Below are 24,180 nucleotides of genomic sequence, written 5' to 3'. Positions count from 1 at the left end.
GGAGCCGCTCGACACGATGCCCTGGAGCTGGTTGGCGAAGGCGATGCTCACCAGCCAGATGCGCTCGCCCGCGACCAACCGGACGTCACCGCCGATGCGCTGGACCCCCTTGCGGCCACTCTTCACGTTCACGTGATGAATGACATTCTCGTAGAAGCGCAGGTCCCGTCCCGGCTGGATGGCCTGCCGGTAGATGCGCGCGGCGATGGGCTCCAGGCAGTCCCCTGCACGGACCTGATAGAGCGTCGCGGCGGGCTCAGGTAGCTGGGTCGTGATGCGAAAGGCCTGCACATATCCTTGCAACAGGTATCCCCCCACCACGGTGGAGACATAGGACCAGCCGGGCGCCTGGGCATGGTCCCGGATGACGCTCACCCGCGTTCCCGGAGGCAGGGGCGCCGGGGTCAGACAGGTGGAGCCCTTCATCTCCGCGGGGAGCGTCCGGAGGTTGGCGCCATCCCCCTGGTCGATGAACCCGAACTGAATCGTCATGTCCCCTCCCGACTCGGGACTGACAGGATTCAGCCACCCAGGCAGGGAGTGAAGAACCGACCGGATGGGGGTGACAATGACTTACGGCCGCTGCGCGGTGGGTCACCGCGCAACGGCGGGAGCTGCTTGAAATCCCAGCCCGGCTTCCCAGGCCCCCTGCCGCCCTACTCCTCGAACGCGCACGTGCGCTGACGCGGACTACTCGTGCCCGGCGGCCACGGCCTGACGGACCTCCGCGTCCGTGAGCCGCACCGTGGGCGCGTCCGCCGTTGCTTCCTTCAGCCGCTTCGCCAGCAGCTCCGTCACCGGCGCGAGCACGCTGAAGTGCGTGGCTCCGGGCACCGCGAGGAACGACAGCGGCGCGCCCTTCGCCGCCACGCGCAGCGGTTCGAATGCGTCCATGTTGCCGTAGTCCGAACCTTCAATGACCTGCGTGGGCACGCGCAGGTGCTCCACGTAGCTCACCGGGTTGCGCATCCACAGCTCCGGTCCCCGGGCCCGTCCCAGCAGCGGCGCATAGGGCGCGTACTCCGACACGTCGTGCGTGGGACCGAACACGTAGGCGCCCTTCAGCCGAGGCGACAGCACCGCCGCCATCAACGCCACCGTGCCGCCCGTGCTGTGCCCCGCCACGTAGACGCGCGCGGGGTCCACGTCCGGACGCTGCGCCACGAAGTCGATGGCGGCGACCACGTCATCCACCTCGCCCAGGAAGTACTCGCGCGCTCCCGGGTTGTCGTCCGACCCGCGCAGCGACGGCAGCATCAACACCAGCCCGGCTTCGCGGAACGCTCGCGCGCTCTGATCATTGCTCCGGGGCGAAGGCGCCCACGCGAGCCCGCCAATCCCGAAGTCCATGCCGCCGTGGATCCACACCACCGCCGGCCGCTTCGCGCCCTCGCGCACGGGCGTGACGTAGGCCGCGTTCGTGCCCAGCGGCGCGGGATAGCGCACCGACTCGAAGAGCTCCTTCGGGGGCGTGGGCGCGGGCTCGCGCCGCGTGGGCTCCACCTTCAACTGCGTGCGGAAGCTCTTTCGAAGATTCACGGAGGTGGGCGGTGCGGGCTTGGAGCACGCGGCGAGGAGGAGGCAGGCCAGCAGGACATGGCGGCGCAAGGACATCATTCTGGGAATACGCGGCGAATCGGTGTCACGGGTTCGCGACAGCTCCGGAGGGTGGCTTGACAGCTCGCGACATCGCGTCTACTTCTTCTCGCAGAATGTCCGTCACCTTCGCCATGTGCATGTGTTCGATGCCTGTTCCGGGTGGGCCCAAGCCCGCCGCGGCCGGCTGACGCACAGCCTGCCCCTGGCGAGCCAACCGGAGCCCACCCACCCGCGAGGGTCGGTGGGCTTCGTCGTTCCGGGCCTCCGCTCTCGCACCCCTGCCGAGGAGCGTCGCAGCGCCCACGTCGTCCTGAAGTCCTCCCCGCCGCCCGCAGTGCCCTGACGTCCCCACCACCCGTCCGCCTTCACGCACGCGCGCTCCTTCCGGAGCGACGCGAACAGGAGTCCCTTGCCATGAGCACGCCCCACGACGAACGCCCGCTGCACCCCGACACGCTCGCGCTGCACGCCGGCTACTCGCCCGACCCCACCACGGGCTCGCGCGCGGTGCCCATCTACCAGACGACGAGCTACCGCTTCCGCGACGCGGACCACGCCGCCGCCCTCTTCGGCCTCAAGGAGTTCGGCAACATCTACACGCGCATCACGAACCCCACGACGGACGTCTTCGAGAAGCGCATCGCCGCGCTCGAAGGGGGCGTGGGCGCGCTCGCGGTCGCGTCCGGTCAGGCCGCGCAGACGCTGGGCATCCTCAACATCCTCAAGACGGGGGATGAGATCGTCTCCGGCGCCAGCCTCTACGGCGGCACGTACAACCTCTTCAAGGTGACGCTCGCGCGCCTGGGCATCACCACGAAGTTCGTGGACGCGGGCAACCCGGACGCGTTCCGCCAGGCCATTGGCCCGAAGACGAAGGCCCTCTACCTGGAGTCGCTGGGCAACCCGCGCCTGGACGTGCCGGACTTCGACGCCATTGGCGCCGTGGCGCGTGAAGCGGGCCTGCCCCTCTTCGTGGACAACACCGCGCTCTCCCCTGCCCTCTTCAACCCGCTGCGCCACGGCGCGAACATCGTGCTGCACAGCGCGACGAAGTACATCGGCGGGCACGGCACCTCCATTGGCGGCGTCATCGTGGACGGCGGCAACTTCCCCTGGGAGAACGGCCGGTTCCCGGAGCTGACCGAGCCCAACCCCGGCTACCACGGCCTGCGTCTGCGTGAAGCCTTCGGGCCCGCGGCCTTCATCCTCAAGGCCCGCCTGGAGGGCCTGCGCGACATCGGCCCCGCGCTCAGCCCCTTCAACGCGCACGCGTTCATCCTGGGCCTGGAGACGCTGCGCCTCAGGCTGGAGCGCCACTCGCAGAACGCGCTCGCGGTGGCGAGGTGGCTGAAGCAGCACCAGAAGGTGGAGTGGGTGCGCTACCCGGGCCTGGAGGACGACCCCTCGTTCCCCAACGCGAAGAAGTACCTCCGGGGCGGCTTCGGCGGGCTGGTCACCTTCGGCGTGAAGGGCGGGCTGTCCGCCGGGCGCAAGGTGATTGACGGCGTGAAGCTGTGGAGCCTGCTCGCGAACATCGGCGACACGCGCTCGCTCATCATCCACCCCGCGTCCACCACGCACGAACAGCTCACCCCGGCGGAGCGCGCCAGCACGGGCGTCACCGACGACCTGGTGCGCCTGTCCGTGGGCCTGGAGCACCTGGACGACATCGTGGCCGACCTCGACCAGGCCCTGAGCGCGGTCTGACGCCATGAGACCCGTGAGGCCTGGAGAGGAAGTCCCCCCGCGCGCGGAGACCCCGCGCGTCTTCGACCTGTCGCTGCCGGACCTGCCGCTGGAGGCCGGCGCCCGCGTGGCGCCCCACCTCGTGCGCGGCTGGTGGTGGGGGCCCCCGGAGGACCTCGCGTGGTTGCAGTCCCGCGCCCGCGTGCATTCCGAGCAAGCGGCGCGCGAAGGCCGGCTGCGCGTGGTCCGGAGGTCCGCCTCCGAGCTGCGCGACGCGGCGTCCGACGCCCGCCGCACGGGTCCCCGCCGCGCGCCGGATCCGGTGCCCACCGTGCTGCTGGTGCACGCGCTCACCGGAGACATGAACGCCGGAGGCGAAGGCGGCTGGTGGGCGCCCGTCATCGGGCATGGCCGGCCGCTGGACCCGTCGCGCGTGCGGCTGTTGTGCTTCAACAACCTGGGCTCCTGCTACGGCACCTCCGGCCCCGCGGACGAGGGCTTCCCGCAGCGCACCGACGACACGCGCTTCGGCCCGGCGCCGGTGCTGCCCAAGGGCGACCTGCGCCTGGACGAGCGCAGCCTGCCCGCCACCCTCACGCCGTGGGACCAGGCGCGCTCCATCCTCGCGGCGCTGGACGCGCTGGGCGTGGACGAGGTGGCGCTCGTCACCGGCGGCTCGCTGGGTGGCATGGTGGTGCTGTGCCTGGCCGCGCTCGCGCCGGAGCGCTTCCAGCGCATGGTGCCCATCGCGACGGCGGAGGCCGCGTCCGCGTGGGTGGTGGGCTGGAACCACGTGGCCCGGCAGGCCGTCCTGCTGGACCCCGAGTACCCCGAATCCCCCCGGCGCGGCCTGGAGCTGGCGCGCCAGTTGGCGACGCTCACCTACCGCGCGGAGGCCGGACTGGAGGCGCTCCAGCCGCGTCCGCAGGCGTGGTCGTCACGCGCGCTGTACCCGGTGGAGAGCTACCTGGAGCACCAGGGCGCGAAGCTGGAGGCGCGCTTCGACGCTCGGGCCTACCTGGCGCTGCTGGGCGCCATGGACCACCACGACCTCACGCGCGTGCCCACGCCGAACGGCGGCCCGGGCGTGGGGCGCATCCGCGCGAGCACGCTCGCCATCGGCATCGACCGGGACGCGCTCTTCCCGCCCGAGCACATGAAGACCCTGTCCCGCCGCCTGCGCGCGCAGGGACTGCATGCCGAGTACGCGGCCCTGTGCAGCGTGCACGGCCACGACGGCTTCCTCATCGAATGGGACGCGCTCGCGCCCCTGCTGGTCCGCGCGCTGGCCCTGCCTCCGGGCGTGGGCCGCGACGCCCTCTCCTCCCCTGCCGGCCTCCGCGCCCGGAAGACCTCATGACCGCCCCTGTGAGCATCACCCGTTACGCCCCCTTGCTGCTCGACACCGCGCAGGGCTTCGCGTCCGTGGCCACGCACCTGTCGCGCCGCGACGCGGGCAGCACGCGCGCCGCCATCGTGTCCTCACCGCCCTGGCTCGCCGCGGGGCTGGAGGCCGCGCTGTCCATCGCGTTGAAGGGCAACTCCACGCTGGCCCGGCAGGAGCTGGACGGCCTGCTCGCGCGGGGCCTGCTGATGCTGGAGGAGGCCGAGCGCCGGCTGGGCGCGCCCCCGGGCTCCACGTCGGTGGAGGCGGACGGCACGCGCACGCTGGCGTCGCTGCTGGAGCCCGCGCGCCGCGCGCTGGATGGCGCCAGCCTGGTGCGCGAGCGGCGGCCCGCGCTGGAGGACGTGGTGCGCGGCACCGGTGAGCGGCTGACGGCGGCGCTGCTCGCGAGGCTGCTGGGCGCGCGCGGCGTGCCGACGCTGGAGGTGGACGCGGCGGACTGGACGGTGACGGAAGGCGAGCCCGGACAGGCGCGCGTGAATCGCGCGCACACCCGCGCACGGGTCGCGACGCTGCGGCCTTCGTGGGAGGGGCGGCTGACGTTGCACGCGGGCGGGCGGGGCACGGCGCTGGATGGCCGCTCCACGACGCTGGGCGTGGAGGGCGCGGACGAGACGGCGGCGGTGCTGTCCGTGCTGCTGGGCACGCCGCTGACGCTGTGGACGGACGTGCCCGGGGTGATGACCGCGGATCCGCTGCACGTGGCGGACGCGCGGCCGGTGCCGCACCTGAGCTACACGGAGGCGCTGGAGCTGGTGTACCTGGGCCTGCCCACGATGCACCCGCGCGCGCTGTCCACGCTGCGCGACGCGGACATCCCGCTGCGCGTGCGCCACCTGCAACAGCCCGACGAGCCCGGCACGCTCATCGACGTGCGCGGCGCGGGCAACGGCAGCGTGCCCACGTGCGTGGTGTCCCTGGAGGACCTGGCGCTGCTGGGCCTGGAGGGCGGCGCGGAGGAGGCGGCGCGGCCGGTGGGGCCTCGCGCGTTGCAGGCGCTGGAGGCCGCGGGCATCGACGCGTGGATGGCGGCGCAGTCGTCGCCAGGGCGCTCGGTGGCGGTGGTGCTGCGCCGGACGCACGCGGCCCGCGCGGAGGAGGTGCTGCGGCGGGAGCTGGCGCCGGAGCTGGAGCGCGGCGCGTTGCAGGCGCCTCGGGTGCGCGCGCCGGTGACGCAGGTGGCGCTGGTGGCGGAGGCCATGGGCCAGGGCGCCAACGTGGCGGGGCGGCTGTTCCAGCCGCTGGGCGCGCTGGGCGTCAACGTGCGCGCCATCGCGCAGACGGCGAGCGCCCGCTCCATCTCGTTCATCGTGGACGGGGCGGAGACGGCGCTGACGGTGCGCACGGTGCACGCGGCCTTCCACTTCGCGCATGAAGAGGTCAGCCTGCTGGTGCTGGGCCATGGCGTGGTGGGCAGCCAGTTGTTGGAGCAACTGCGCACGCTCCAGGAGACGCTGGCGCAGGGGCACGGCATCCAGCTCAACCTGGTGGGGCTCGCGGACAGCCGGCGGGTGCTCTTCTCGCCGGAGGGCATCCCGCTGAAGCAGTGGCGCGAGCGCATCGGGTCCGTGCCCGAGGGCGCGTCACCGCCCGTGGTGCGCGCGCTGCTGGAGCCGCTGCGCCGGCTGCCCGTGCCGGTGCTGGTGGACTGCACCGCGGCGGAGGGCATGGAGGCGCTGTACCTGGAGGCGCTCCAGAGCGGCATCCACGTGGTGGCGGCGAACAAGAAGCCGCTGACCCAGCCGCTGGAGGTCTGGGAGCGGCTGCGGAGCACGGCGCACCTGAACCACCGCGCGTACCACTACGAGACGACGGTGGGCGCGGGGCTGCCGGTCATCCAGACGCTGAAGGACCTGGTGCGCACGGGGGACCGGGTGCACGGCGTGGAGGGCTCCTTCTCCGGGACGCTCGGCTACCTGAGCCAGCAGTTGATGGAGGGCGTGCCGCTGTCGAAGGCGGTGCGCACCGCGCGCGAGAAGGGCTTCACGGAGCCGCACCCGCGCGAGGACCTGGCGGGCACGGACGCCGCGCGCAAGGCGCTCATCCTCGCGCGCGAGCTGGGCCTGGCGCTGTCGCTGGAGGACGTGGAGGTGGAGCCGTTCGTGCCGCGCGAGCACCTGGAGGAGGCGGACGTGGAGCGCTTCCTCGCGGGGCTGGAGAAGCTGGACCGGACGTTCACCGCGCGCATCGAGGGGCTGCGCGCGGAGGGCCAGGTGCTGCGCTACCTGGCGCGCATCGACCCGGCGGCGAAGGACGGGCGCGTGCTGCGGGTGGGGCCGGTGGCCGTGCCGAAGGAGCATCCGGCGACGCGGCTGCGCGGCTCGGAGGCGTTCGTGGCCTTCTCCACCGAGCGCTACGCGGACTCCCCGCTGCTGGTCCAGGGCGCGGGGGCAGGCGGCCCTGTCACGGCGGCGGGCGTCCTCGCGGACATCCTGAAGATCGCCCAGAACCTGCGGGGGCGGTGAGGCTCAGTAGCCCACGTAGCCGCTGCCGCTGTTCATCGCCTGGATGCCCGGCGTGTTGGACACGGAGCCGTAGCGTTCCACCGAGTAGCGAACGGCCGCGATGATGTTGTCCACCGGGTTGCGGATGTTGTCGTGGCCCGGGAGCTTGTACGCGTCGAACGTCGGCTGGATGGTCTGCATCAGGCCGATGGACGGGTGGCCATCCTTGGCGTTCTGGTCCCAGAGGTTGATGGCGTTGGGGTTGCCGCTGGACTCGTGCTCGATGATCTTCGCGATGTCCTGGGGGTTCATCTTCTCCACCGGCACGCCGTTGGCCTTGAGGATGTCCATGGCCTGCTTGATCCAATCGCCCACCTCGCCCTGCGGGATGTCGCCCGCGGCGCCGGTCGACTGAGTGGACCCGGCCGACTGCGTATCCCCGGCCTGGAACGCGTCACCCGCGTCCGACGGGCCGCCCGCGCCGGACGCGCCATCGATGCTCGGAGCGCCACCCGAGTTGGACGCACCGGACACGCAGGACGCCCCCTGGGCTCCAGCCGCGCCGTCCGCGGAGGCAGCGGCGCCGCCCATCTGGGCCTGGAGCAGTTGGACGAGCTGCTGCAACTGCTTCACGACGTCCTCGAGCCCCTCCGAGAACTGCTTCCACTGCGCGCCCTGCGCGGGGCCCGCGCTGAAGCCATCCTCCTGGAACCGGGCCGCCAGGTTCGAACCCGGCTTCTGGCAGGCGCCGCCCTGCACGCGGGCGCCGGCGATGGCATCCGGGCGGGTGGCGAAGTCCTGGGAGGGAACGCGGAAGGAAGCGGAGCGGGCGGAAGCGGGCGCGATGGCCATGGGGATTTCCTCGTGAGCTTGAGTGCTGCTGACGAGGAACACCTACAGCAGGAGACATGCCATCCCCTGGACCGACACCTGCTGGAGGCCAAGTGCTTGAGTTCCTTGAGGAAGCACGAGGCGCGGGGGGACGAACCGGGGCCCGTCCCTGGTGACTGGAGTCACCGCTCGCCAACCGCGGTCACCAGCCGCGACGCACCCTACTTCGTGCGCCGGGCCTTCTTCGCGGCCGAGGCCTTCTTCTTCACCGGCGCGGCCTTCTTCACGGCCCGGGGCTGCTTCGCGGCCACGGCCTTCTTCGTGCCGCGCGCGGGGCCCTGCTTCTTCAGCGACGCCGCGCCCTGCTTCGCGAGGCCCGCCTCCAACGCAGGGGGCTTCTTCGCGCCCTTCTTCCCCGCGGGCTCGCGCTTCGGAGCCCCTTCACGGGTCACCTCCACGGTCCTCCCGGAGAACGCGTCCCAGTTCTCCAGCGCACGCGTCCAGCGCGCCAGCGTCTCCTCACGGGAGGACGCGTCCGGCAGCCCCTCCGCGTGCAGCGCCACGGTGACGCCATGCACCGACGGCAACAATCGAAGCTGCACGGTGCGCGCACGGGGCCACCCGTCACGCTCCAGGCGCAGGCGGAGTTGCCTGGGCGGGACCTGACGCACCACCTGGACGCGCGTCCCGTCCGTGAGCGTGACCTGCTCGCCCTCCTTCAGCGCGTGGGCGCAGGCCCCCACCCACCGGACCAGGCCAGCCGCCTCGCCCCACGCGGCCCAGGCCATCTCAGAGCCCACCGCGAAGGAGCGCCGCACTCCCGCCTGATAGCCACCATCCGAAGTCCGACCCGTCGCCATGGTCAATCCTGTCTGCCCAATCACCCCGTCGGGCGGTAGCCCGGCATGAGGAAGTTGTCGTGGTCCGCGTACGCCGGCGCGTCCGCCTCGCCGGTGAAGGCGCGCAGGGCGCAGTACTCCGGATAGGAGGCCTGGACGGTGATCTGATCCCCCACCTGGAGGACCACGTCACCGTTGGGGTGCAGCGTCTCCTGGTCGCCCCGAATGAGCGACAGGGCCAGCCCGCCGAAGCGGTCGCGCACCTGGGAGATGTTCATCCCCGGCAGCCCCTCCCGCACCACGAACAGCGACACCACCATCAGGTGCTTGCCGATGCGAAACGAGTGCACGAGCCGCGGATCCAACGCCGCCAGCGCCATCGCGGGCGCGGCCAGCGAGGAGCTGGACAGGGCCTCCGCCTTGAACGTGTCGCGCACCTTCGCGCCCAGGTCGTCGTCGAACAGGCGGATGACCACGCGGATGCCGGGGTTCAGCCGCCGCGCGTCCAGCGCGATGTTCAGGTTCGCCAGGTCGTCGTCCGTGGCGCAGACGATGGCGGACGCCTTCTTCACGTGCGTGCGCGGCAGGCACAGCGGGCTGCGCGTGTCGTCGATGAGCAGCGGGATGTTCTCGTCGCGCAGCGCGGACACGAACGTCGCGTCCTCGCGCTTCTCCACCACCACGACGTCCTTGCCCATCTCCCGCAACTGCGTCACCACGCGGTAGCCCACGCGTCCCGCGCCGCACACCACGACGTGGCCCTTCATCGTTTCGGACACCACGGAGACCCACTCCTTGTCGTTCTTGTGCCGCGCGAAGAAGAGGTACGCGAAGCGCACCACGCCATCCACCACCAGCGCGATGCTGACCGGCGGGATGAGGATGTTGAGCGCCTCCACGAACCAGTCGCTCACGTAGGGCAGCGACGGCTGGCCGAAGAGCAGGAAGTAGACGTGGTGCAGCGCCTCTCCGTAGGAGATGCGGCTCCCGTCCGGCCCCACGTAGCGCCAGTGGTACAACGCCGGCCCCACCCCGAAGATGACCGCGGCGAGCAGCAGCGTGCTGCGGAACCTCCGCGACAGCGCGCGCAGGTACCGCAGGTCCATCATCAGGCGCGCGGCGGGGCTCTTCATGCGCGCGGGAGTCTACGCCGCCGGGGTGATGTCCGTGGAGGCCTCCGCCTTCGCACGGCGCTTCTCGATGAGCCACACCGCCAGCACGCCCAGCTCGTAGCAGAGCAGCATGGGGCCGGCCATGAGCGACAGGTTCACCACGTCACCCGTGGGCGTCAGCACCGCCGCCGCGATGAGGCACACCACGAACGCGTGGCGCTGGTAGCGGATGAGGAAGCCCGACTTCACCACCCCGACGATGCCCAGCAGCGCCATCACCAGCGGCAGCTCGAAGATGACGCCGAAGGCGAGGATGAGCAGCAGCACCAGCGACAACTGCTCGTTCATGGTCAGCATGGGCCGCGTCCAGCGCGCGGCCTCCGCCTCGGCGTGCCCCTTGGCCAGCTCCTTCTGGAGCCGCCACAGGCCGGCCATCTCCTCGGCGCGCGTGGGCGCCACGCCCGCGAGCAGGCTGGCCGACTGGTCCATGGCGGCCTCCGACGCGACGTAGTCCTGCTTGCCGAAGGCCGTCACCGCCTCCACGCGCTTCTCCACCGCCTGGCGCAGCACGCCGCGCGCGGGGACGCCCAGCCCGTCCGCGGCCGCGTCCAGCAGGTCGCCCAGGCCCCTGAGGCGCGCGGTGAGCTCCACGCTCTTCGCGGACGCCACCTCCGGGTCCTTCACCTGGCCCTCACCGGCGGCCGTCAGCGCGGCGCTGGTCTCCTTGGCCACGTGGCCGGCGCGCTCCACCTCTCCAATGCGCAGGAAGCGCAGCGCGTCCTCCGCGCCCATGCGCGCGGTGTCCATGCGCTGCTCCAGGGCGAGCGTCTCCTCCTCGTTGAGGAGGAACTTGAACATGGAGGGCAGCACCAGGAAGTAGCAGAACAGCGAGCCCACGATGAACGCGACGGAGCCCAGCACCACGAAGGGCGACGCGTACTTGCGCTCCTCCGGGTAGAGCCCCGGCGCCACGAAGCCCCAGATCTGCCAGAGGATGACGGGCGTGGTGAGGAAGATGCCGCAGTACACGCCCACCTTCATCAGCACGTTGATTTCTTCGATGCCGGATGTGTAGACGAGCGAGCGCCCCTCCGGGGGCAGCGCGTCCAGCACCGGCCGCATCAACACGCCGAAGATGGGCTTGGCGAAGATGAGCGACACGGCGCCCAGCACGAGCACCGCGAGCGAGCACTTCACGAGCCGCGAGCGCAGCTCCGTGAGGTGCTCCGACAGGCTCATCCGGAAATCCGACAGGTCAACCCCTTGGCGATTCAGGGCTCAGCTCCGTTTCGGCGCGTTGCGCGCCACCGTGCCCGGGATGGGGGCGAGTTGCGGAAGGCCGTTCTCGTCCTGCGCCGGCGCCGCGCCGGGCTCCGCCACCGCCTGCGCGCCGGGGGCGGGAGCCGCGCCCGCGGCGGCCTCGGAGGGCGCGGGCACGTTCGCGGGGTCCACCGTCGCGGTGAGCGCGGGCGCGGGCTCCGCGAGCACGTTGGCGGGGGCGGCGCCCGGGAGGGAGGACGGGGCGAGCTCCGGCGGCGGGGACGGCACGCGCGTGCCCGGGCGCGGCGGGGGCTCGCTGCTGAACTCCTGGTCCATGGCGTAGAACTCGCGCTCCACCACGTTGCGCACGTCGTCCGTCTGCCGGCGGAACTCGCGCATGAACTTGCCGATGGCCCGCGCCAGCTCAGGCAGCCGCTGGGGGCCGAGCACGATCAGCGCGGCCACCAGGATGAACACCATTTCGCCTGCGCCGATGTTGAACATGGGTGGTCGTCTTCCCCTTGGAGGGAACGTCCCGGGGTTATCGCGCCCACAGGCGGCCCGCGCAACCGTCAGCGACCGTCCAGCGTCCGTCTGGCCTCGTGGCCAGGAGGCGGGCGGCCGGGCTCCCCGGGCCTCCTGGGGCACATTGCCCCATCAGCCGTGGGAATGGGCCTCCGGTGACAGCGGCGCGGCCATCCCCTGCGCCGGGGGCACCGCCAGGGCCCGGGCCTGCTCACGCGAGCGCACCCGCCCCTCCACCACCCGCAACATGACGGGCACCCCCGCCGCCAGCCCGATGGACACCCAGGCGATGGTGTCCATGCCGCCGAGCGTCCCGTCCGGCAGGTCCACCAGCAGGCGCGACGACAGGAAGGCCCCCAGCGCGGAGGCCATGTGCTGGGTCGCGGACTGCAGCGACATGAAGCGGGCGCGCACCGGGTTGTCCGGCACGCGCGAGGTGAGCGTGTTGTACGCCACGTTGCGCACGCCCATGGCCAGCATGAAGGCCATGAACAGCACGGGGATGGGCAGCCACGCGGGGTAGTGGATGAAGCCCACGTACGTGGAGAAGGCCGCCAGCACCACGCCCACCGTGCCCACGCGGAAGGAGCCGAAGCGGTCCACCAGCGGCCCCGTCATCCGCAGCGTGAAGAAGCTCACGACGCCGCCCGCGGCGTAGATGATCCACAGGTCCTCGCGCGGGTAGCCCAGGTTCTGCTGGAGGTAGGCGGAGATGTTCGGGATGACGATGAAGCCGCTCATCATCACCAGCGCCGTCATCCCATAGGACAACTGCACGTCGGTGCTGCCCAACAGCGCCCCCACGCCCGGGGCCCGGGCCGCGCTGCCGCCGGGCTTGAGGTGCCCGCGCACGGGAGGCAGCAGCCAGAGCGCGGCCACCACCAGCACCAGCCCCAGCGCCGCCACCACGAAGAAGGGCGTCCGCCAGGTGCCCAGCTCCGCGACCTTCAAGGCCAGGGGCACGCCCAGCACGGAGGCCACGGAGAAGGACGCCATCACCGCGCCCAGCGCCCGGCCCCGGCGCTCCACCGGGATGAGGTCCGCGATGATGGACAGGGACAGCGCCGTGGCCGGTCCGCCGAAGAGCCCCGCGCACACCCGCGCCAGCAGCAGCGTGGACAGCCCCACCGCCAGGCCCCCCGCCGCGGTGGCCGCGACCAGCCCCAGCATGCACACGGCCAGCGCCTTGCGCCGGTCGAAGCGGTCCAGGAAGTAGCCGCCCAGGAGCCCCGCCACGCTCGCGGCGGCGGTGTAGCTGCCGCCAATGGTCCCGATGTGCGAGGACTCGATGCCCAGCCCCTTCGCGAAGTCCGGGCCCAGCGGCATCACCATCACGAAGTCGAGGATGTTGACGAACTGCACCGCGCCGATGAGCAGCACCACGGCGCGCTCGGACACGGGACGGGAGGAGGCGGACTCGGACGACTCGGGCATGAAGGCCTTTGAAGGGGAGCGGCCGGCGCGTCAGACGCGGAAGCGGCGCACCTCGGCGCGGAGGATTTCGGCCTGGCGCGTGAGGTTGTCGATGGCCTCTTCCAACTGGCGCACCGAGCGCGTCTGGTGCTCGGACACGCCCTTGATGGTCTCCACGGCCTTGAGCACCTGCTCGCTGCCCTTGGTCTGCTCCTTCTGGGCGCGGTTCAGGTGGGTGACCATCTCGTTGATGCTTTCGATGGAGCGGGTGATCTGCTTGCTGCCGTGCGCCTGCTCCTGGCTGGAGCGCTGCACGTGCTGGGTGAGCGTCTTCATCCGCTCCGCGCTCTTCATGATCTGCTCGCCGCCCCGGGCCTGCTCGTTGGAGGCCTGGGAGATCATCGACACGGTGGCGGAGATGCGGTGGATGGCGGCCGTCACCTGCTTGCTGCCGCGCGCCTGCTCCACGGTGGCGCGGGCAATGGCCTTCACCATCTGGGTGGACTTCTGGGTGCTGTCGTTGATCTTCCGGAGGGCGCCCTCCGCCTCGCGGCCCAGTTGCACGCCCTCCTCCACGCTCTTGACGCCCTGGTTCATCACCACCACGGCGTTGCGGCTCTCCTCCTGCACGCCGCGGATGAGCTCGGCGATCTCCTTGGTGGACGCGCCGGTGCGCTCGGCCAGGTCCTTGATCTCCTCGGCCACCACCGCGAAGCCCTTGCCGTGCTCGCCGGCCTGCGCGGCGATGATGGCGGCGTTGAGGGCCAGCAGGTTGGTCTGCTCGGCCACGTCGTCGATGACGTTGAGGATGTTGCCAATCTCGCTGATGCGCCGGCCCAGGCTGTCGATGACGCCCGCGGCGGTGCGGCTGGTGTCCTTGATGCGGTCGATGCCGGAGAGCGTCTTGCGCAGGGCCTCCACGCCCGTCTGCGCGTCCTCGAAGACCTGCTCGGACAGGCGGGCCGTCTCGTTGGCGTTGGCGTCGACCTGACCGATGGCGGCGTCCATCTGGCTGATGGCGGAGGACGTGTCCTCCGTGGACGCGGAGAGATCCTCGATGTTCTTGGCCACCTCCTTGATGGAGTACGTCATCTGCTCGATGGCGCTGGTGGTCTCCTCCACGCTGGCGGCCATGGCCTGGACGTTCTCCGCCACCTCGTCGTTGGTGGCGGCCATCTCCATGATGGAGGAGCTGCTCTCCTCGGCGCTCTGGTAGAGGACCTCCACGTTCTCCGCGATGCCGCGCAGGGAGGCCATCATCTCCACCATGGAGGAGGACGTCTCCTCCACGCGCGACTGCACGGTGCCCGCGCCGGAGGACACGGTGGTGCCGGTGCGGTGGATCTGCTCGATGACGCCGGCCACCACGTCGGACACGCCGCGCACGCGGCCCAGCGTGTCGCGCCAGGACTGGGCCATGCGGTTGAGGGCCTCCGCCAACTGGCCCAGCTCGTCCTTGCTGTTGCGCACCTCCGCGCGGCCGGTGAGGTCCGCCTCCGCCAGCTTGCGCGCCATGGACATCATCGCGTCCAGCGGGTGGAGGATGAACGCGCGCGAGATGAGGAACGCCACCAGGAGGAAGAGCACCAGGCCCACGAGGAAGGCCAGCAGCACCGTGTGGCGCAGGGCCGTGAGCACGCCCTCCAGCCGGGCGCCGTCCACCACCACCACGACCTCACCGGGCACGCCGCCCGCGAGCGTCACCGGCCGGGCCACCGCCCAGTTGCCGTTGTCGAACTCCATCTGCTCCAGCGACGGGAGCGGGCGCTGCTGGAGGCGCTTCTCCAGGCCCTGGGTGAACCAGGCGGGCGCGGTCGCCGGAGAGGTGGCGCGGGGCACGCCCTGGGCGTCCAGCACGGCCACGACGCCGAAGTCGTCATCCCGGGGGAGCCCCTCCAGGTTGGGGACGGGCTGGGTGTCCGCCTGCCGCTGGACGAGGGCGGACACCTCCTCCGCCTTGTTCTGGGCGTGCAGCGCCATGCGCTCCCTCAGGTGGTTGCCCACCTGGCGGGGAACGACGAAGTAGAGCGTCCCGAGGATGACGGCCAGCGCGAGGCCGAACGAACCCAGGAGGATGCCCCGGAGACCGGGTTTCTTGAGGCGACGTTGCAAGGCCCGCCCACTGTAGGGAGGGTGGCCCGCCCAGGGCAAGGAACGGACCTCCCCGTCCGCCCGGGTCGGACGCTGGGTTCCTGGGAGCAGGATGCGTAAGGTCCAGGGGATGACCGCGACGCTGCTGCTCACCGACCCGCTCTTCCTCCAGCATGACGCCGGCGAGGGCCACCCCGAGTCGCCCGCCCGCTTGCGGCGCATCCTCCAGATGCTGGCGCGAAACCCCATCGCGGGCACGGTGATGACCCATCCCCGCTCCGCCACGGACGCGGAGCTTCTGGCGGTGCACACCCCGGCGCACCTGGACGCGATGGAGAAGCTGGGCGGCCGCTTCGAGCGCATCGACGAGGACACGGCGGTGTCGCCGGACAGCATCGACGCGGCGAGGCTGGCGGCGGGCGCGGCGGTGCAGGCGGTGGAGGCGGTGATGGCGGGGACGGCGAGGAACGCGTTCGCGCTGGTGCGTCCGCCCGGCCACCACGCGGAGCCGGACCGGGCGATGGGCTTCTGTCTCTACAACAACGTCGCCATCGCGGCTGAGGCCGGACGGCGGCTGGGGGCCGAGCGCGTGCTGGTGCTGGACTGGGACGTGCACCACGGCAACGGCACGCAGGCGGCGTTCTGGGGGCGCCGGGACGTGCTCTACCAGTCGGTGCACCAGTTCCCCTACTACCCGGGCAGCGGCGCGGCGCCGGAGGTGGGGCGCGGCGAGGGCCAGGGCTTCACGGTCAACTGCGGCCTGCCGGGCGGCAACACGGACGCGGACTACGGCATGATCTTCGAGGAGCTGCTGCTCCCCGTGGCGCAGGCGTACCGGCCGGACCTGATGCTGGTGTCCGCGGGGTTCGACCCGCACCGCGCGGATCCGATTGGCGGCATGGACGTCACCGAGCGCGGCTTCGCGGCGATGTGCACGGCCGTGCGCAAGCTGGCGGAGGAGGTCTCCGGCGGGAAGCTGGCGCTGGTGCTGGAGGGTGGCTATTCGCTGGAGGGGCTGTCGAACTCCGTGCACGCGTGCATCGAGGTGCTGGCGGGGCGCGATGACAGCTTCGCGCCCGGCACGGTGAACGCGGACGCGAGGGCCGCGCTGGCGACGAGCCGCGAGGCGCTCAAGCCGTTCTGGGCCAGCGTGCGCTGAAGCGACCGCTGGCGCGACGCGGCGTCCTCACCCGCCGGACTGGCGGCCTTCAATCGCGCACAGGAGCACCGCCGCGGCGATGCCCAGACGCCGGTCCAACCGGCGCTGCGTGTCCACGGAGAAGTCCAGGTCGATCTTCTGGATGAACGGGTTGAAGTGCTGGCGGAAGCTGAACACCTGCTCGCCGCCCAGCGTGCCGGTGAAGGTCTGGGGAATCAGGTTGGTGAGGAAGCGCCGCACGAGCGCCAGCAGCATGCTGTCCTCCTCCACCTTGCCCACCTCCTGCCCGTCCGCGTCCAGGATGAGCCAGGTGTCGCGCAGGATGGAGCTCAGGGCCTTGCGGCGCAGCGCGCCCACGCGCTCGCCCGTCGCCGCGTCCGTGACGTCGTAGGTGGCGCCGAAGTCCAGGATGCTGCGGGCCTGGATGGTGATCAGCTCCTCCTGCATGTCCTCGCCGCTGTAGACGCGCAGGTCCTCCTTCAGCTTGAAGGCCTTCATCTTCGAGTAGAAGGCGACGTTGCCCGCCTCGTCGTAGATGTGGAACGCGCCGCCGAACAGCTTGAAGAACTTGCGGCGGAGCATGAAGCGGGTCTGGCCGAAGCGCCCGGAGGCAAGCTCACTCCGGGGACGGGTCTGGAGGGCGGTGGACATACCGCCACTCCCTAGCGCGAAGCGGCGCGCGGAGCCAGGGGCCTACTTGATGCCCTGCTGCTGCTTGCTCTTCGCCACGAGCTCCTCGGCCTTGGCGTGGATGTTGTCGAACTGGGTGCGGTAGACGTCCGAGTGGCTCTTGCCCGTCTTCGCGTCCGGGACGTTCTGGCGCGCCCAGTAGCTGTCGAAGCTGGGGTCGGCGCCCTCCAGCCGCTTGCCGAACCGGTCCATCTCCTTCGGCCAGCCCTGGTTCTGGATGCCGTCCTTCATCACCTCATGGTGGCGCTTGATGCCGTCGTACTCGATGCGCTCCATGCTCTTGGCGAAGTTCTCCCGCCGGGCGCTCAGGTCACCGCCGAAGGCCGGCTTGCCCAGCGCCGCGTTGACTTCGTTCTGGAAGGCGTCCGTCGTGACCTTGCTGAACTTCTTCTGCTGGGCCGCGTTCGTCAGCTCGAAGGCCATGACGCCCGCGCGCTTGGGGCCCGTGAGGTCCGGCCGCAGGCCAATCTGCTTCGGGCCCGAGTAGAACATGCCGCCCTGGACCTGGTCCTTGGTGATGATGTTGAGGGTCTTGCCATCGGACGCCTGCGAGGCGTCGTTCGCCAGCGCCGCGTACTTCGGGTTCTTCAGCATCTCCTCGTGCGCCATCTTGTCGTAGGCGGCGTGCATGGAGGGGTCCGTGGGCGGCTTCCGCACCGGCTGCTGCGGCAGGGACTCCTGGGTCCGCTGCTTCTTCAGCGGGGGCCCCTCCGCCACCGGCTTGCGGATGGGCGAGGTGAGGTCGTCGTGCTTGCGCTTCGGCGGCAGCGAGGGGCCAGCGCCTGCTTTGAAGATGCCACGGGGCATGGGGAGCGCTCCTGGAAGGGGAGCGCAGGATAGCGCGAAAACCCCTGCCTGGACACGCCGCGTCAGGTTTCGCGCCGCTCGTGCTGTTGGAAGGCTTCCAGTTGCGCCGTCAGCGCGCGCTGGAAGGCGGGCCGGGCCTCGCAGCGTTCCTTGTAGGCCTTGAGCGTGGGGTGTGCGTCGAGCATGTCGGTGTGCCTGAGGATGCGCAGCACCGTGGTCATCATCAGGTCGCCCGCGGTGAAGCGGTCCTCCAGGTACTCGCGGTCTCCCAGCCACGTGGCGAGCTCGCCCAGGCGGTGGTGGAGCCGCGCCACCACTTCAGGCCGGTGGAGCTTCGCCCACGGGGCCTCCGGCGCGAAGAGGTCGATCTCCGCGAGTTGCTGGACGTAGATCTCCAGCGAGTTCAGCGCCGCGAACACCCACGTGAGCGCGCGCGCCCGGCCCGCCTCGTCCCTGGGGAAGAGCACCTCGCTCCTCGACGCGAGGTGGACCACGATGGCGCCGGATTCGAAGAGCGTCAGGCCGTCCTCCTGGAACACCGGCACCTGCCCGAAGGGCTGCTGCGCGCGGTAGTCCGCGGACTTCTGCACCTGCGGGTCGATGAGCCGCGCCTCGTACGGCAGGCCCGCCTCCTCCAGCGCCCACCGCACCCGGAGGTCACGGACCACGCCCTGCGCGAACGGCGGCACCCACTTGAAGGCACTGATGGTGATCATGCCCGGCAGCCTCGCGCCGTTCCGTCAGGCATGACCAGCGTCATCCATGGCGCATGTCGCCGGAGTGGCGGGCTTGAAGCGTGGAGGGCGACTCGCGGGGGCCCAGGCATTGAAGGGACGCGCTGGTACTGTGCGCGGGTCCCCTCCCCGAAAGAACGTGGCCATGCAGGGTCGAGCCGCCATCGCGCTTCTGCTTCTTCTCTCGGCGTGCGCGTCTACGACGCCGACGCCGCGCGGTTCAGCGACCGGGGGCACGCGCCTCGCCAACCTCCAGCGGGCCGCGGCGCTGCCCTGGACGGATGAGGGACGGTGCATTGTCCAGGAGGCGACCCGCCCCTGGGCAGAGATGGTGGAGCGGTGCTTCCCGGCGCTGGATGCCGACCGGGTCCGGTTTCACGACACGACGGGACGGTGCACCGTGGCCTCCACGGATGCGGCGGCGTTGGGAGTCGGTATCTGCGTCCTGGCCGCGCCCGAAATCGCCGTGGGCGCGGTGATTGTCGTCGGCGTGGTGGTGGTCGCCGTCGTCATCAAGGAGGCGCTGGATGCATACGAGTTCCGCCAGCTCTATCCGGAGGAGGTGAAGCCCACGATCGGAACCAGGGTGGCGCCTCGGGAGACCGTGGCGAAACGAAGGCCCCTGCCACAGCCTTCTGGCCAGGACCTGCTGCCGCCGCTTCCGCCCAGGCACCGCAGGCGCCCGTCCCGCTGCGAGCCCATCCCCGTGCCGCACCGGGGCGGCGACGACGACCACAACACGTGCGCGGATCGCATTCCGCCGAACCGGTATCCCGGCATGGATGTGCTCGTGGATGGGAAGCACTTCGACGCGCTGCAGGTCGGCGTACCCGTGCTGTGGGAGATCAAGACCGACCGGTTCGACACCTACAGTGAGTTCCTCCAGGGACAAGTCGTTGAAAAACAGGTGATGGAGATGCGCGAAGAGCGGGACATCGCGGAGGCCTGTGGGTATCGATTCGTCGTGGGAGTCAGCACCGAGCAGCACAAGCAGGCATTGCTCGACGAGGACGACTCACTTCATATCGTCGTCACGGGGTGCACACGATGACCCGCCTCCTCTTCACGATTTATGCTCCCGCCCTGCAGCCCAACGACGGCCGCTCGCTCTCGGTGGTTCGTGCACTGGAAAGCGCGTTCCCGGGCCTGCGCATGGAATGGGAGATCTCCAAGGAAGGGCACCCGATTGCATTGCCACAACGGGATGCCTGGCTTGAGGAAGCCGCCGCACACGGGAAATTCCCCCTCCTCTGCAACGGCGATGAGAGTGCTCCTGTGATGCTCAATGGGCTGGAGATTCCCGCACGGCAAGCTCCAGGCGGGCAGCCCCTTCTCGATATCCACGCGAAGCTGCCCATGGATGCGTTCACGCTCGAGAAAGCCGCAAGCATGCTGGAGGGCATGGCTGAGAGTGCACGGGGTTTCTGGGGACATGCATCGCAGAAGAACTTTGGCGTAGAGATTTCGGAGCAACTGCGTCGCTCCGCGGATGCACCGATGTTGTCCCCCCGGGGGCTCCCCATGCTGGAGATGCCCTGGAACATCCGTTCCGCAGTGATTCCCCGGTACCTCGGGTGGCTGAACTACTGGTCCGAAGCCGCCGCTCGGGCCATCGGTTTCCCGGACGCTGCTCGTGACGCGGAGCTGCTGTCCTGCTCACGGCGCACCCCTTCTGGGGGCTGGGTGGTCCAGCTCACGGAGGCCCCGCTGGACTACGACAACCCCGCGCACATCGAAGCGCTCCAGCGAGCCTACGAGCGGTTCCCCGCCATCGGTGGACGCGACTCCCGCTGAGCCCCGGACCTGCCTCCCGGAACGATGCCCGCGCCCTTGGCTATGAACACCTCGTGTCCAGGAGGTCGTGCATGGCAAGCAAAGCGAAACCCTCGGGCAACGGACACGGCAAGCAGGCGAAGCAGAAGCCCAACATCCTGGTCATCTGGGGAGACGACATCGGCTTCTGGAACATCAGCGCCTACAACCAGGGGATGATGGGCTACCGCACGCCCAACATCGACCGCATCGCGAAGCAAGGCGCGCTGATGACGGACTGCTACGGCCAGCAGAGCTGCACCGCCGGCCGCGCGGCGTTCATCACCGGCATGAACCCGCTGCGCACCGGACTCACCACCATTGGCATGCCGGGCGCGAAGTACGGCCTGCAGGACTCCGACCCCACCCTCGCGGAGATGCTCAAGCCCCTGGGCTACACCTGCGGCCAGTTCGGCAAGAACCACCTGGGCGACTCCAATCCCTACCTGCCCACCGTGCACGGCTTCGACGAGTTCTTCGGCAACCTCTACCACCTCAACGCGGAGAACGAGCCGGAGTGCCCGGACTACCCCAAGGACCCGGCCTTCAAGGCCCGCTTCGGCCCGCGCGGCGTGCTGCACAGTTGGGCCACGGACCGCAAGGACGCCACCGAGGACCCGCGCTGGGGCGTGGTGGGCCACCAGCGCATCGAGGACACCGGCCCGCTCACCACGAAGCGCATGGAGACCGTGGACGGCGAGTTCCTGGAGGGCACCCTGGACTTCATGGAGCGCGCCGTGAAGGACGGCAAGCCGTTCTTCCTCTGGCACAACACCACGCGCACGCACGTCTGGACGTTCCTCCAGGAGAAGTACCGCAACGCCACGGGCTACGGCCTCTACGCGGACGCGATGCGGGAGCTGGACGACATCGTCGGGGTGCTGCTGGACAAGCTGGATGAGCTGGGCATCGCGGACAACACCCTGGTCGTGTTCTCCACCGACAACGGCGTGGAGAAGATGGGCTGGCCGGATGGCGGCAACAGCCCGTTCCGCGGGGAGAAGGGCTCGACGTGGGAGGGCGGCGTGCGGGTGCCGTGCGTGGTGCGCTGGCCGGGCGTGGTGGAGCCGGGGCGCGTCATCAACGACATCTTCGCGCACGAGGACTGGATGCCCACGCTGGTGGCGGCGGCGGGCGGCCCCACGGACCTCGTGGAGAAGTGCAGGAAGGGCTACAAGGTCGGCGCCAAGACCTTCCGGGTCCACCTGGACGGATACGACCAGAGCGGGCTGCTGGCGGGCACGGAGGAGGGCCGCCGCAGCGAGTTCCTCTACGTGCTCGACAGCGGCGACCTGGCGGCGGTCCGCTACAAGGACTGGAAGATCATCTTCAGCTACCAGGACGGGGAAGGCCCGGACATGTGGTTCAGCGGCAAGCGCTTCAACCCGGCGTGGCCCTACCTCATCAACCTGCGCTCGGATCCGTTCGAGTACGGGCCCCACTCCGGCCTGTACACCCAGTGGTACGGCGAGCGCATGTTCACGTTCGTCCCGGCGCAGATGCTGGTGAAGCAGTTCGCGGAGAGCCTCATCGAGTTCCTGCCCAGCCAGGCGCCGGGCAGCCTGAGCATCGGGCCGATGAAGGAGCGCGTGAAACAGAAGATGGCGGAGGCGCGCAAGCAGAAGGAGGCGCCCAGCATCGGCGACCAGGTCATGACCCTGGCCAACGAGGTGGAGCAGTTCATCCACCGCGCCCAGCAGTCGCACCATTGACCCCGCGTACCGCCACCGCCGGATGGAGCACCGACGGCGGTGGCGGTGCTGCCTCGCTACTTCGGCCCTGGAGGTCCCAACTCATCCGGAAGGGGCGTCCGGAGGAACTTCAGTCCCTTGGGCAACTGGATGACCTGAAAGCCCCGGCCCTCGATCCTGACGAGCGTGCCATCGACAGCTTCTCCACTGGCTAGCCATATGTCCGCATCGGCCTGGGTCGCGAACTCCCTTGAGATGGAGACGTGCGCCGAGGAGTCGGAGAACTCCCGATGAAACTCAAGAAAGCCGTCCAGCTTCTTGAGCCGGCGGAGGTAGAGCAAGGAGATAGCCGCAAGTTGGACAGCGGCCTCTTCCTTGGAGCCGGGCGGATAGCTTTTGCTCACGGCGTCCAGGATTCGCAGCGTCGACTCCATTTCGAATTCCTTGGAAGCAGTCATGGCCTTGTCCCGTTCGCTGTCACTAGAGCGCAAGAGGGGCGAGAATCAACGCTCCCGATCCAACCGTGGCGACGACGAACGCCACGCCCGCGATGACGACGACCGTTCCAATCGCCACCTCCGTCCGGTGCGTTCTCAACCAATCCAGCGCCCCATCCCGATTCGAGAACCGCAGTTCCGAGCCCTTCCGTGACGCCCGCTCCACGTCCTCGATGCAATCCATGTAGCGTGCGCGGCACTCCTCCGTGCAGTACTCATGGTGCTTGCCGGAGCCCCACTTGATGCTCGTCAGCGGCGGAGCGGAGTTCCAGCACCGGTCGAAGCAGGTGACATGCTCGGCATCGCAATCACGACCACCGGCGCCACCCACTCCACCTGCATCCTCCGCGATGAGATAGGTATGCCGCGCTGGCCTCTGGGCCTGGGAGCACCCGCCTGAAACAGTGGCGGCGAGCAGAAGCCATGCGCCCAAAGCCTTGGGCAGGACTGCCCTCTGTCCTCGGACTTTTCCAGCCATCCAGGCTCCACCGCACGTCAACGCGCCGACACCCTACCCGGCCCCCGGTGCGAGTGTCATTCCCCGCGCCGGACCGGATGTTCTCCAGTGGAGGACCTCAAGCCATGCACCGGAATGACAGCCGCGACGCCGCCCCCGACGTGGAGCCCACCGACACCGCCGCGCGCCCCGGCCGGGCTCCGTTCCCGGACATGGTGTGGGTCCCCGGCGGCACGTACTGGATGGGCTCCGACCACCACTATCCGGAAGAGGCGCCCGCGCACCAGGTGACCGTCTCCGGCTTCTGGATGGACCGCTTCACCGTGACGAACGAACAGTTCGCCCGCTTCGTCGAGGCCACCGGCTACGTCACCGTCGCCCAGCGGCCCCTCGACCCCGCGGACTACCCCGGCGCCACGCCGGAGACGCTCGTCCCCGGCTCGCTCGTCTTCCAGAAGGCCCCGGGGCCCGTGGACCTGGGCAACGTGGCCAACTGGTGGAGCTACGTCCCCGAGGCCTGCTGGAAACACCCCGAGGGCCGCCGCTCCTCCGTGAAACACCGCCGCGACCACCCCGTCGTCCACATCGCCTTCGAGGACGCGGAGGCCTACGCCACCTGGGCCGGCAAGGCGCTCCCTTCCGAAGCGGAGTGGGAGCGCGCCGCGCGCGGCGGCCTGGACCGCAACGAGTTCTGCTGGGGCAATGACTTCACTCCGAACGGCGAGCACATGGCCAACACCTGGCAGGGCTACTTCCCGTGGCAGAACCTCCGCGAGGACGGCCACGAGGGCACCTGCCCCGTCGGCGCCTTCCCGCCCAACGGCTACGGCCTGCATGAGATGGCCGGCAACGTCTGGGAATGGACCACCGACTGGTACCAGGAGCGCCACCAGGGCAACAAAGGCAAGGCGTGCTGCATCCCCGTGAACCCGCGAGGCCCCTCCACCGCGCAGGGCAGCCAGGACCCCTCCACGCCCGCCATCACCATCCCCCGCCGCGTCCTCAAGGGCGGCAGCCACCTGTGCGCGCCCAACTACTGCCGCCGCTACCGCCCCGCGGCACGCTCGCCCCAGGCCGTGGACAGCGGCGCCAGCCACATCGGCTTCCGCTGCATCGTGCGCCCCTGAG

General features: G+C 70.3%; 22 protein-coding genes. 8 read left to right on the top strand and 14 right to left on the bottom strand.

What is annotated here, in order from left to right; all coding sequences use genetic code 11:
• Together K8556_RS07235 and K8556_RS07230 are read right to left on the bottom strand one after the other, a co-directional pair.
• Positions 1-492: hypothetical protein (locus tag K8556_RS07235; protein WP_223739272.1), on the bottom strand; the 492-nt coding region annotated here is incomplete at its 3' end.
• A 198-nt stretch (positions 493-690) separates the two neighbouring features.
• Positions 691-1,608 (bottom strand): S9 family peptidase, encoded by a 918-nt coding sequence (locus tag K8556_RS07230; RefSeq protein WP_223739271.1) that lies wholly within the window; start codon positions 1,606-1,608, stop codon positions 691-693.
• Positions 1,609-2,013: 405 nt separating this feature from the next.
• Here K8556_RS07230 and K8556_RS07225 point away from each other — a divergent pair, with 405 nt between their 5' ends.
• The 3 genes from K8556_RS07225 to K8556_RS07215 are packed head-to-tail and all read left to right on the top strand — an operon-like array spanning position 2,014 to position 7,155.
• On the top strand, positions 2,014-3,306 hold the full coding sequence (locus K8556_RS07225) for an O-acetylhomoserine aminocarboxypropyltransferase/cysteine synthase family protein (protein ID WP_223739270.1): 1,293 nt from the start codon (positions 2,014-2,016) through the stop codon (positions 3,304-3,306).
• Between the two features lie 4 nt (positions 3,307-3,310).
• A complete protein-coding gene (locus tag K8556_RS07220; RefSeq protein ID WP_223739269.1) occupies positions 3,311-4,645 on the top strand; it encodes an alpha/beta fold hydrolase in 1,335 nt (444 codons plus the stop codon).
• Positions 4,642-7,155 carry a bifunctional aspartate kinase/homoserine dehydrogenase I gene (locus tag K8556_RS07215; RefSeq protein WP_223739268.1) on the top strand — a complete coding sequence of 838 codons (2,514 nt, stop codon included), beginning with the start codon at positions 4,642-4,644 and terminating at the stop codon, positions 7,153-7,155. Before K8556_RS07220 ends, K8556_RS07215 begins: the two co-directional genes overlap by 4 nt.
• 3 nt (positions 7,156-7,158) lie before the next feature.
• Here the strand turns inward: K8556_RS07215 and K8556_RS07210 are convergent, their stop codons facing one another.
• From K8556_RS07210 to K8556_RS07180, 7 genes are all read right to left on the bottom strand, one after another.
• Positions 7,159-7,986 (bottom strand): transglycosylase SLT domain-containing protein, encoded by an 828-nt coding sequence (locus K8556_RS07210; protein WP_223739267.1) that lies wholly within the window; start codon positions 7,984-7,986, stop codon positions 7,159-7,161.
• 200 nt (positions 7,987-8,186) lie between these two features.
• Positions 8,187-8,825 (bottom strand): SRPBCC domain-containing protein, encoded by a 639-nt coding sequence (locus K8556_RS07205; RefSeq protein ID WP_223739266.1) that lies wholly within the window; start codon positions 8,823-8,825, stop codon positions 8,187-8,189.
• A 20-nt stretch (positions 8,826-8,845) separates the two neighbouring features.
• Positions 8,846-9,937: a TrkA family potassium uptake protein gene (locus K8556_RS07200; RefSeq protein WP_223739265.1), complete on the bottom strand. Its 1,092-nt coding sequence runs from the start codon at positions 9,935-9,937 to the stop codon at positions 8,846-8,848.
• A 12-nt stretch (positions 9,938-9,949) separates the two neighbouring features.
• Positions 9,950-11,155 (bottom strand): twin-arginine translocase subunit TatC, encoded by a 1,206-nt coding sequence (locus K8556_RS07195; protein WP_223739264.1) that lies wholly within the window; start codon positions 11,153-11,155, stop codon positions 9,950-9,952.
• A 39-nt stretch (positions 11,156-11,194) separates the two neighbouring features.
• Positions 11,195-11,680 carry a Sec-independent protein translocase protein TatB gene (gene tatB / locus K8556_RS07190; protein ID WP_223739263.1) on the bottom strand — a complete coding sequence of 162 codons (486 nt, stop codon included), beginning with the start codon at positions 11,678-11,680 and terminating at the stop codon, positions 11,195-11,197.
• A gap of 153 nt (positions 11,681-11,833) precedes the next feature.
• Positions 11,834-13,135, bottom strand: coding sequence for an MFS transporter (locus K8556_RS07185; protein WP_223739262.1), 1,302 nt, complete (start codon positions 13,133-13,135; stop codon positions 11,834-11,836).
• Positions 13,136-13,165: 30 nt separating this feature from the next.
• The gene (locus K8556_RS07180; RefSeq protein ID WP_223739261.1) at positions 13,166-15,226 is read right to left on the bottom strand and encodes a methyl-accepting chemotaxis protein; all 2,061 of its coding nucleotides are present in this window, start codon (positions 15,224-15,226) and stop codon (positions 13,166-13,168) included.
• Between the two features lie 91 nt (positions 15,227-15,317).
• On the opposite strand from K8556_RS07180, the gene K8556_RS07175 reads away from it, so the two are divergent.
• Positions 15,318-16,364 (top strand): histone deacetylase, encoded by a 1,047-nt coding sequence (locus K8556_RS07175; RefSeq protein ID WP_223739260.1) that lies wholly within the window; start codon positions 15,318-15,320, stop codon positions 16,362-16,364.
• 27 nt (positions 16,365-16,391) lie between these two features.
• On the opposite strand, the gene K8556_RS07170 is transcribed toward K8556_RS07175, so the two are convergent.
• The 3 genes from K8556_RS07170 to K8556_RS07160 form a co-directional block, all read right to left on the bottom strand.
• The gene (locus tag K8556_RS07170; RefSeq protein ID WP_223739259.1) at positions 16,392-17,015 is read right to left on the bottom strand and encodes a hypothetical protein; all 624 of its coding nucleotides are present in this window, start codon (positions 17,013-17,015) and stop codon (positions 16,392-16,394) included.
• Between the two features lie 42 nt (positions 17,016-17,057).
• Positions 17,058-17,861, bottom strand: a complete 804-nt coding sequence (locus tag K8556_RS07165; RefSeq protein ID WP_223739258.1) for a hypothetical protein — start codon at positions 17,859-17,861, stop codon at positions 17,058-17,060.
• Positions 17,862-17,923: 62 nt separating this feature from the next.
• Positions 17,924-18,577: a glutathione S-transferase family protein gene (locus K8556_RS07160; RefSeq protein ID WP_223739257.1), complete on the bottom strand. Its 654-nt coding sequence runs from the start codon at positions 18,575-18,577 to the stop codon at positions 17,924-17,926.
• A 163-nt stretch (positions 18,578-18,740) separates the two neighbouring features.
• Here K8556_RS07160 and K8556_RS07155 point away from each other — a divergent pair, with 163 nt between their 5' ends.
• The 3 genes from K8556_RS07155 to K8556_RS07145 all read left to right on the top strand — a co-directional run bounded on the left by K8556_RS07155 (position 18,741) and on the right by K8556_RS07145 (position 22,119).
• Complete coding sequence (locus tag K8556_RS07155) at positions 18,741-19,646, top strand: DUF6310 domain-containing protein (RefSeq protein WP_223739256.1); 906 nt, start codon at positions 18,741-18,743, stop codon at positions 19,644-19,646.
• Positions 19,643-20,389: a DUF5953 family protein gene (locus K8556_RS07150; protein WP_223739255.1), complete on the top strand. Its 747-nt coding sequence runs from the start codon at positions 19,643-19,645 to the stop codon at positions 20,387-20,389. Before K8556_RS07155 ends, K8556_RS07150 begins: the two co-directional genes overlap by 4 nt.
• Positions 20,390-20,460: 71 nt before the next feature.
• Positions 20,461-22,119: an arylsulfatase gene (locus K8556_RS07145; protein ID WP_223739254.1), complete on the top strand. Its 1,659-nt coding sequence runs from the start codon at positions 20,461-20,463 to the stop codon at positions 22,117-22,119.
• Positions 22,120-22,175: 56 nt separating this feature from the next.
• On the opposite strand, the gene K8556_RS07140 is transcribed toward K8556_RS07145, so the two are convergent.
• Complete coding sequence (locus tag K8556_RS07140; RefSeq protein WP_223739253.1) at positions 22,176-22,532, bottom strand: hypothetical protein; 357 nt, start codon at positions 22,530-22,532, stop codon at positions 22,176-22,178.
• A 46-nt stretch (positions 22,533-22,578) separates the two neighbouring features.
• The gene (locus tag K8556_RS07135) at positions 22,579-22,926 is read right to left on the bottom strand and encodes a hypothetical protein (protein ID WP_223739252.1); all 348 of its coding nucleotides are present in this window, start codon (positions 22,924-22,926) and stop codon (positions 22,579-22,581) included.
• A gap of 251 nt (positions 22,927-23,177) precedes the next feature.
• Here K8556_RS07135 and K8556_RS07130 point away from each other — a divergent pair, with 251 nt between their 5' ends.
• On the top strand, positions 23,178-24,179 hold the full coding sequence (locus tag K8556_RS07130; protein WP_223739251.1) for a formylglycine-generating enzyme family protein: 1,002 nt from the start codon (positions 23,178-23,180) through the stop codon (positions 24,177-24,179).
• Position 24,180: the final 1 nt, after the last annotated feature.

Source organism: Corallococcus sp. AS-1-12 (assembly GCF_020036995.1).
Lineage (GTDB): Bacteria > Myxococcota > Myxococcia > Myxococcales > Myxococcaceae > Corallococcus.
This window is presented reverse-complemented; position numbering and strand designations above follow the sequence as displayed.

Coding starts and splice junctions, on each gene's coding strand:
- K8556_RS07170 (WP_223739259.1), bottom strand. CDS start 17,015: ATGTCCACCGCCCTCCAGACCCGTCCCCGGAGTGAGCTTGCCTCCGGG.
- K8556_RS07150 (WP_223739255.1), top strand. CDS start 19,643: ATGACCCGCCTCCTCTTCACGATTTATGCTCCCGCCCTGCAGCCCAAC.
- K8556_RS07165 (WP_223739258.1), bottom strand. CDS start 17,861: ATGCCCCGTGGCATCTTCAAAGCAGGCGCTGGCCCCTCGCTGCCGCCG.
- tatB (WP_223739263.1), bottom strand. CDS start 11,680: ATGTTCAACATCGGCGCAGGCGAAATGGTGTTCATCCTGGTGGCCGCG.
- K8556_RS07195 (WP_223739264.1), bottom strand. CDS start 11,155: ATGAGCCTGTCGGAGCACCTCACGGAGCTGCGCTCGCGGCTCGTGAAG.
- K8556_RS07200 (WP_223739265.1), bottom strand. CDS start 9,937: ATGAAGAGCCCCGCCGCGCGCCTGATGATGGACCTGCGGTACCTGCGC.
- K8556_RS07130 (WP_223739251.1), top strand. CDS start 23,178: ATGCACCGGAATGACAGCCGCGACGCCGCCCCCGACGTGGAGCCCACC.
- K8556_RS07160 (WP_223739257.1), bottom strand. CDS start 18,577: ATGATCACCATCAGTGCCTTCAAGTGGGTGCCGCCGTTCGCGCAGGGC.
- K8556_RS07185 (WP_223739262.1), bottom strand. CDS start 13,135: ATGCCCGAGTCGTCCGAGTCCGCCTCCTCCCGTCCCGTGTCCGAGCGC.
- K8556_RS07210 (WP_223739267.1), bottom strand. CDS start 7,986: ATGGCCATCGCGCCCGCTTCCGCCCGCTCCGCTTCCTTCCGCGTTCCC.
- K8556_RS07215 (WP_223739268.1), top strand. CDS start 4,642: ATGACCGCCCCTGTGAGCATCACCCGTTACGCCCCCTTGCTGCTCGAC.
- K8556_RS07155 (WP_223739256.1), top strand. CDS start 18,741: ATGCAGGGTCGAGCCGCCATCGCGCTTCTGCTTCTTCTCTCGGCGTGC.
- K8556_RS07220 (WP_223739269.1), top strand. CDS start 3,311: ATGAGACCCGTGAGGCCTGGAGAGGAAGTCCCCCCGCGCGCGGAGACC.
- K8556_RS07140 (WP_223739253.1), bottom strand. CDS start 22,532: ATGGAGTCGACGCTGCGAATCCTGGACGCCGTGAGCAAAAGCTATCCG.
- K8556_RS07175 (WP_223739260.1), top strand. CDS start 15,318: ATGCGTAAGGTCCAGGGGATGACCGCGACGCTGCTGCTCACCGACCCG.
- K8556_RS07225 (WP_223739270.1), top strand. CDS start 2,014: ATGAGCACGCCCCACGACGAACGCCCGCTGCACCCCGACACGCTCGCG.
- K8556_RS07205 (WP_223739266.1), bottom strand. CDS start 8,825: ATGGCGACGGGTCGGACTTCGGATGGTGGCTATCAGGCGGGAGTGCGG.
- K8556_RS07145 (WP_223739254.1), top strand. CDS start 20,461: ATGGCAAGCAAAGCGAAACCCTCGGGCAACGGACACGGCAAGCAGGCG.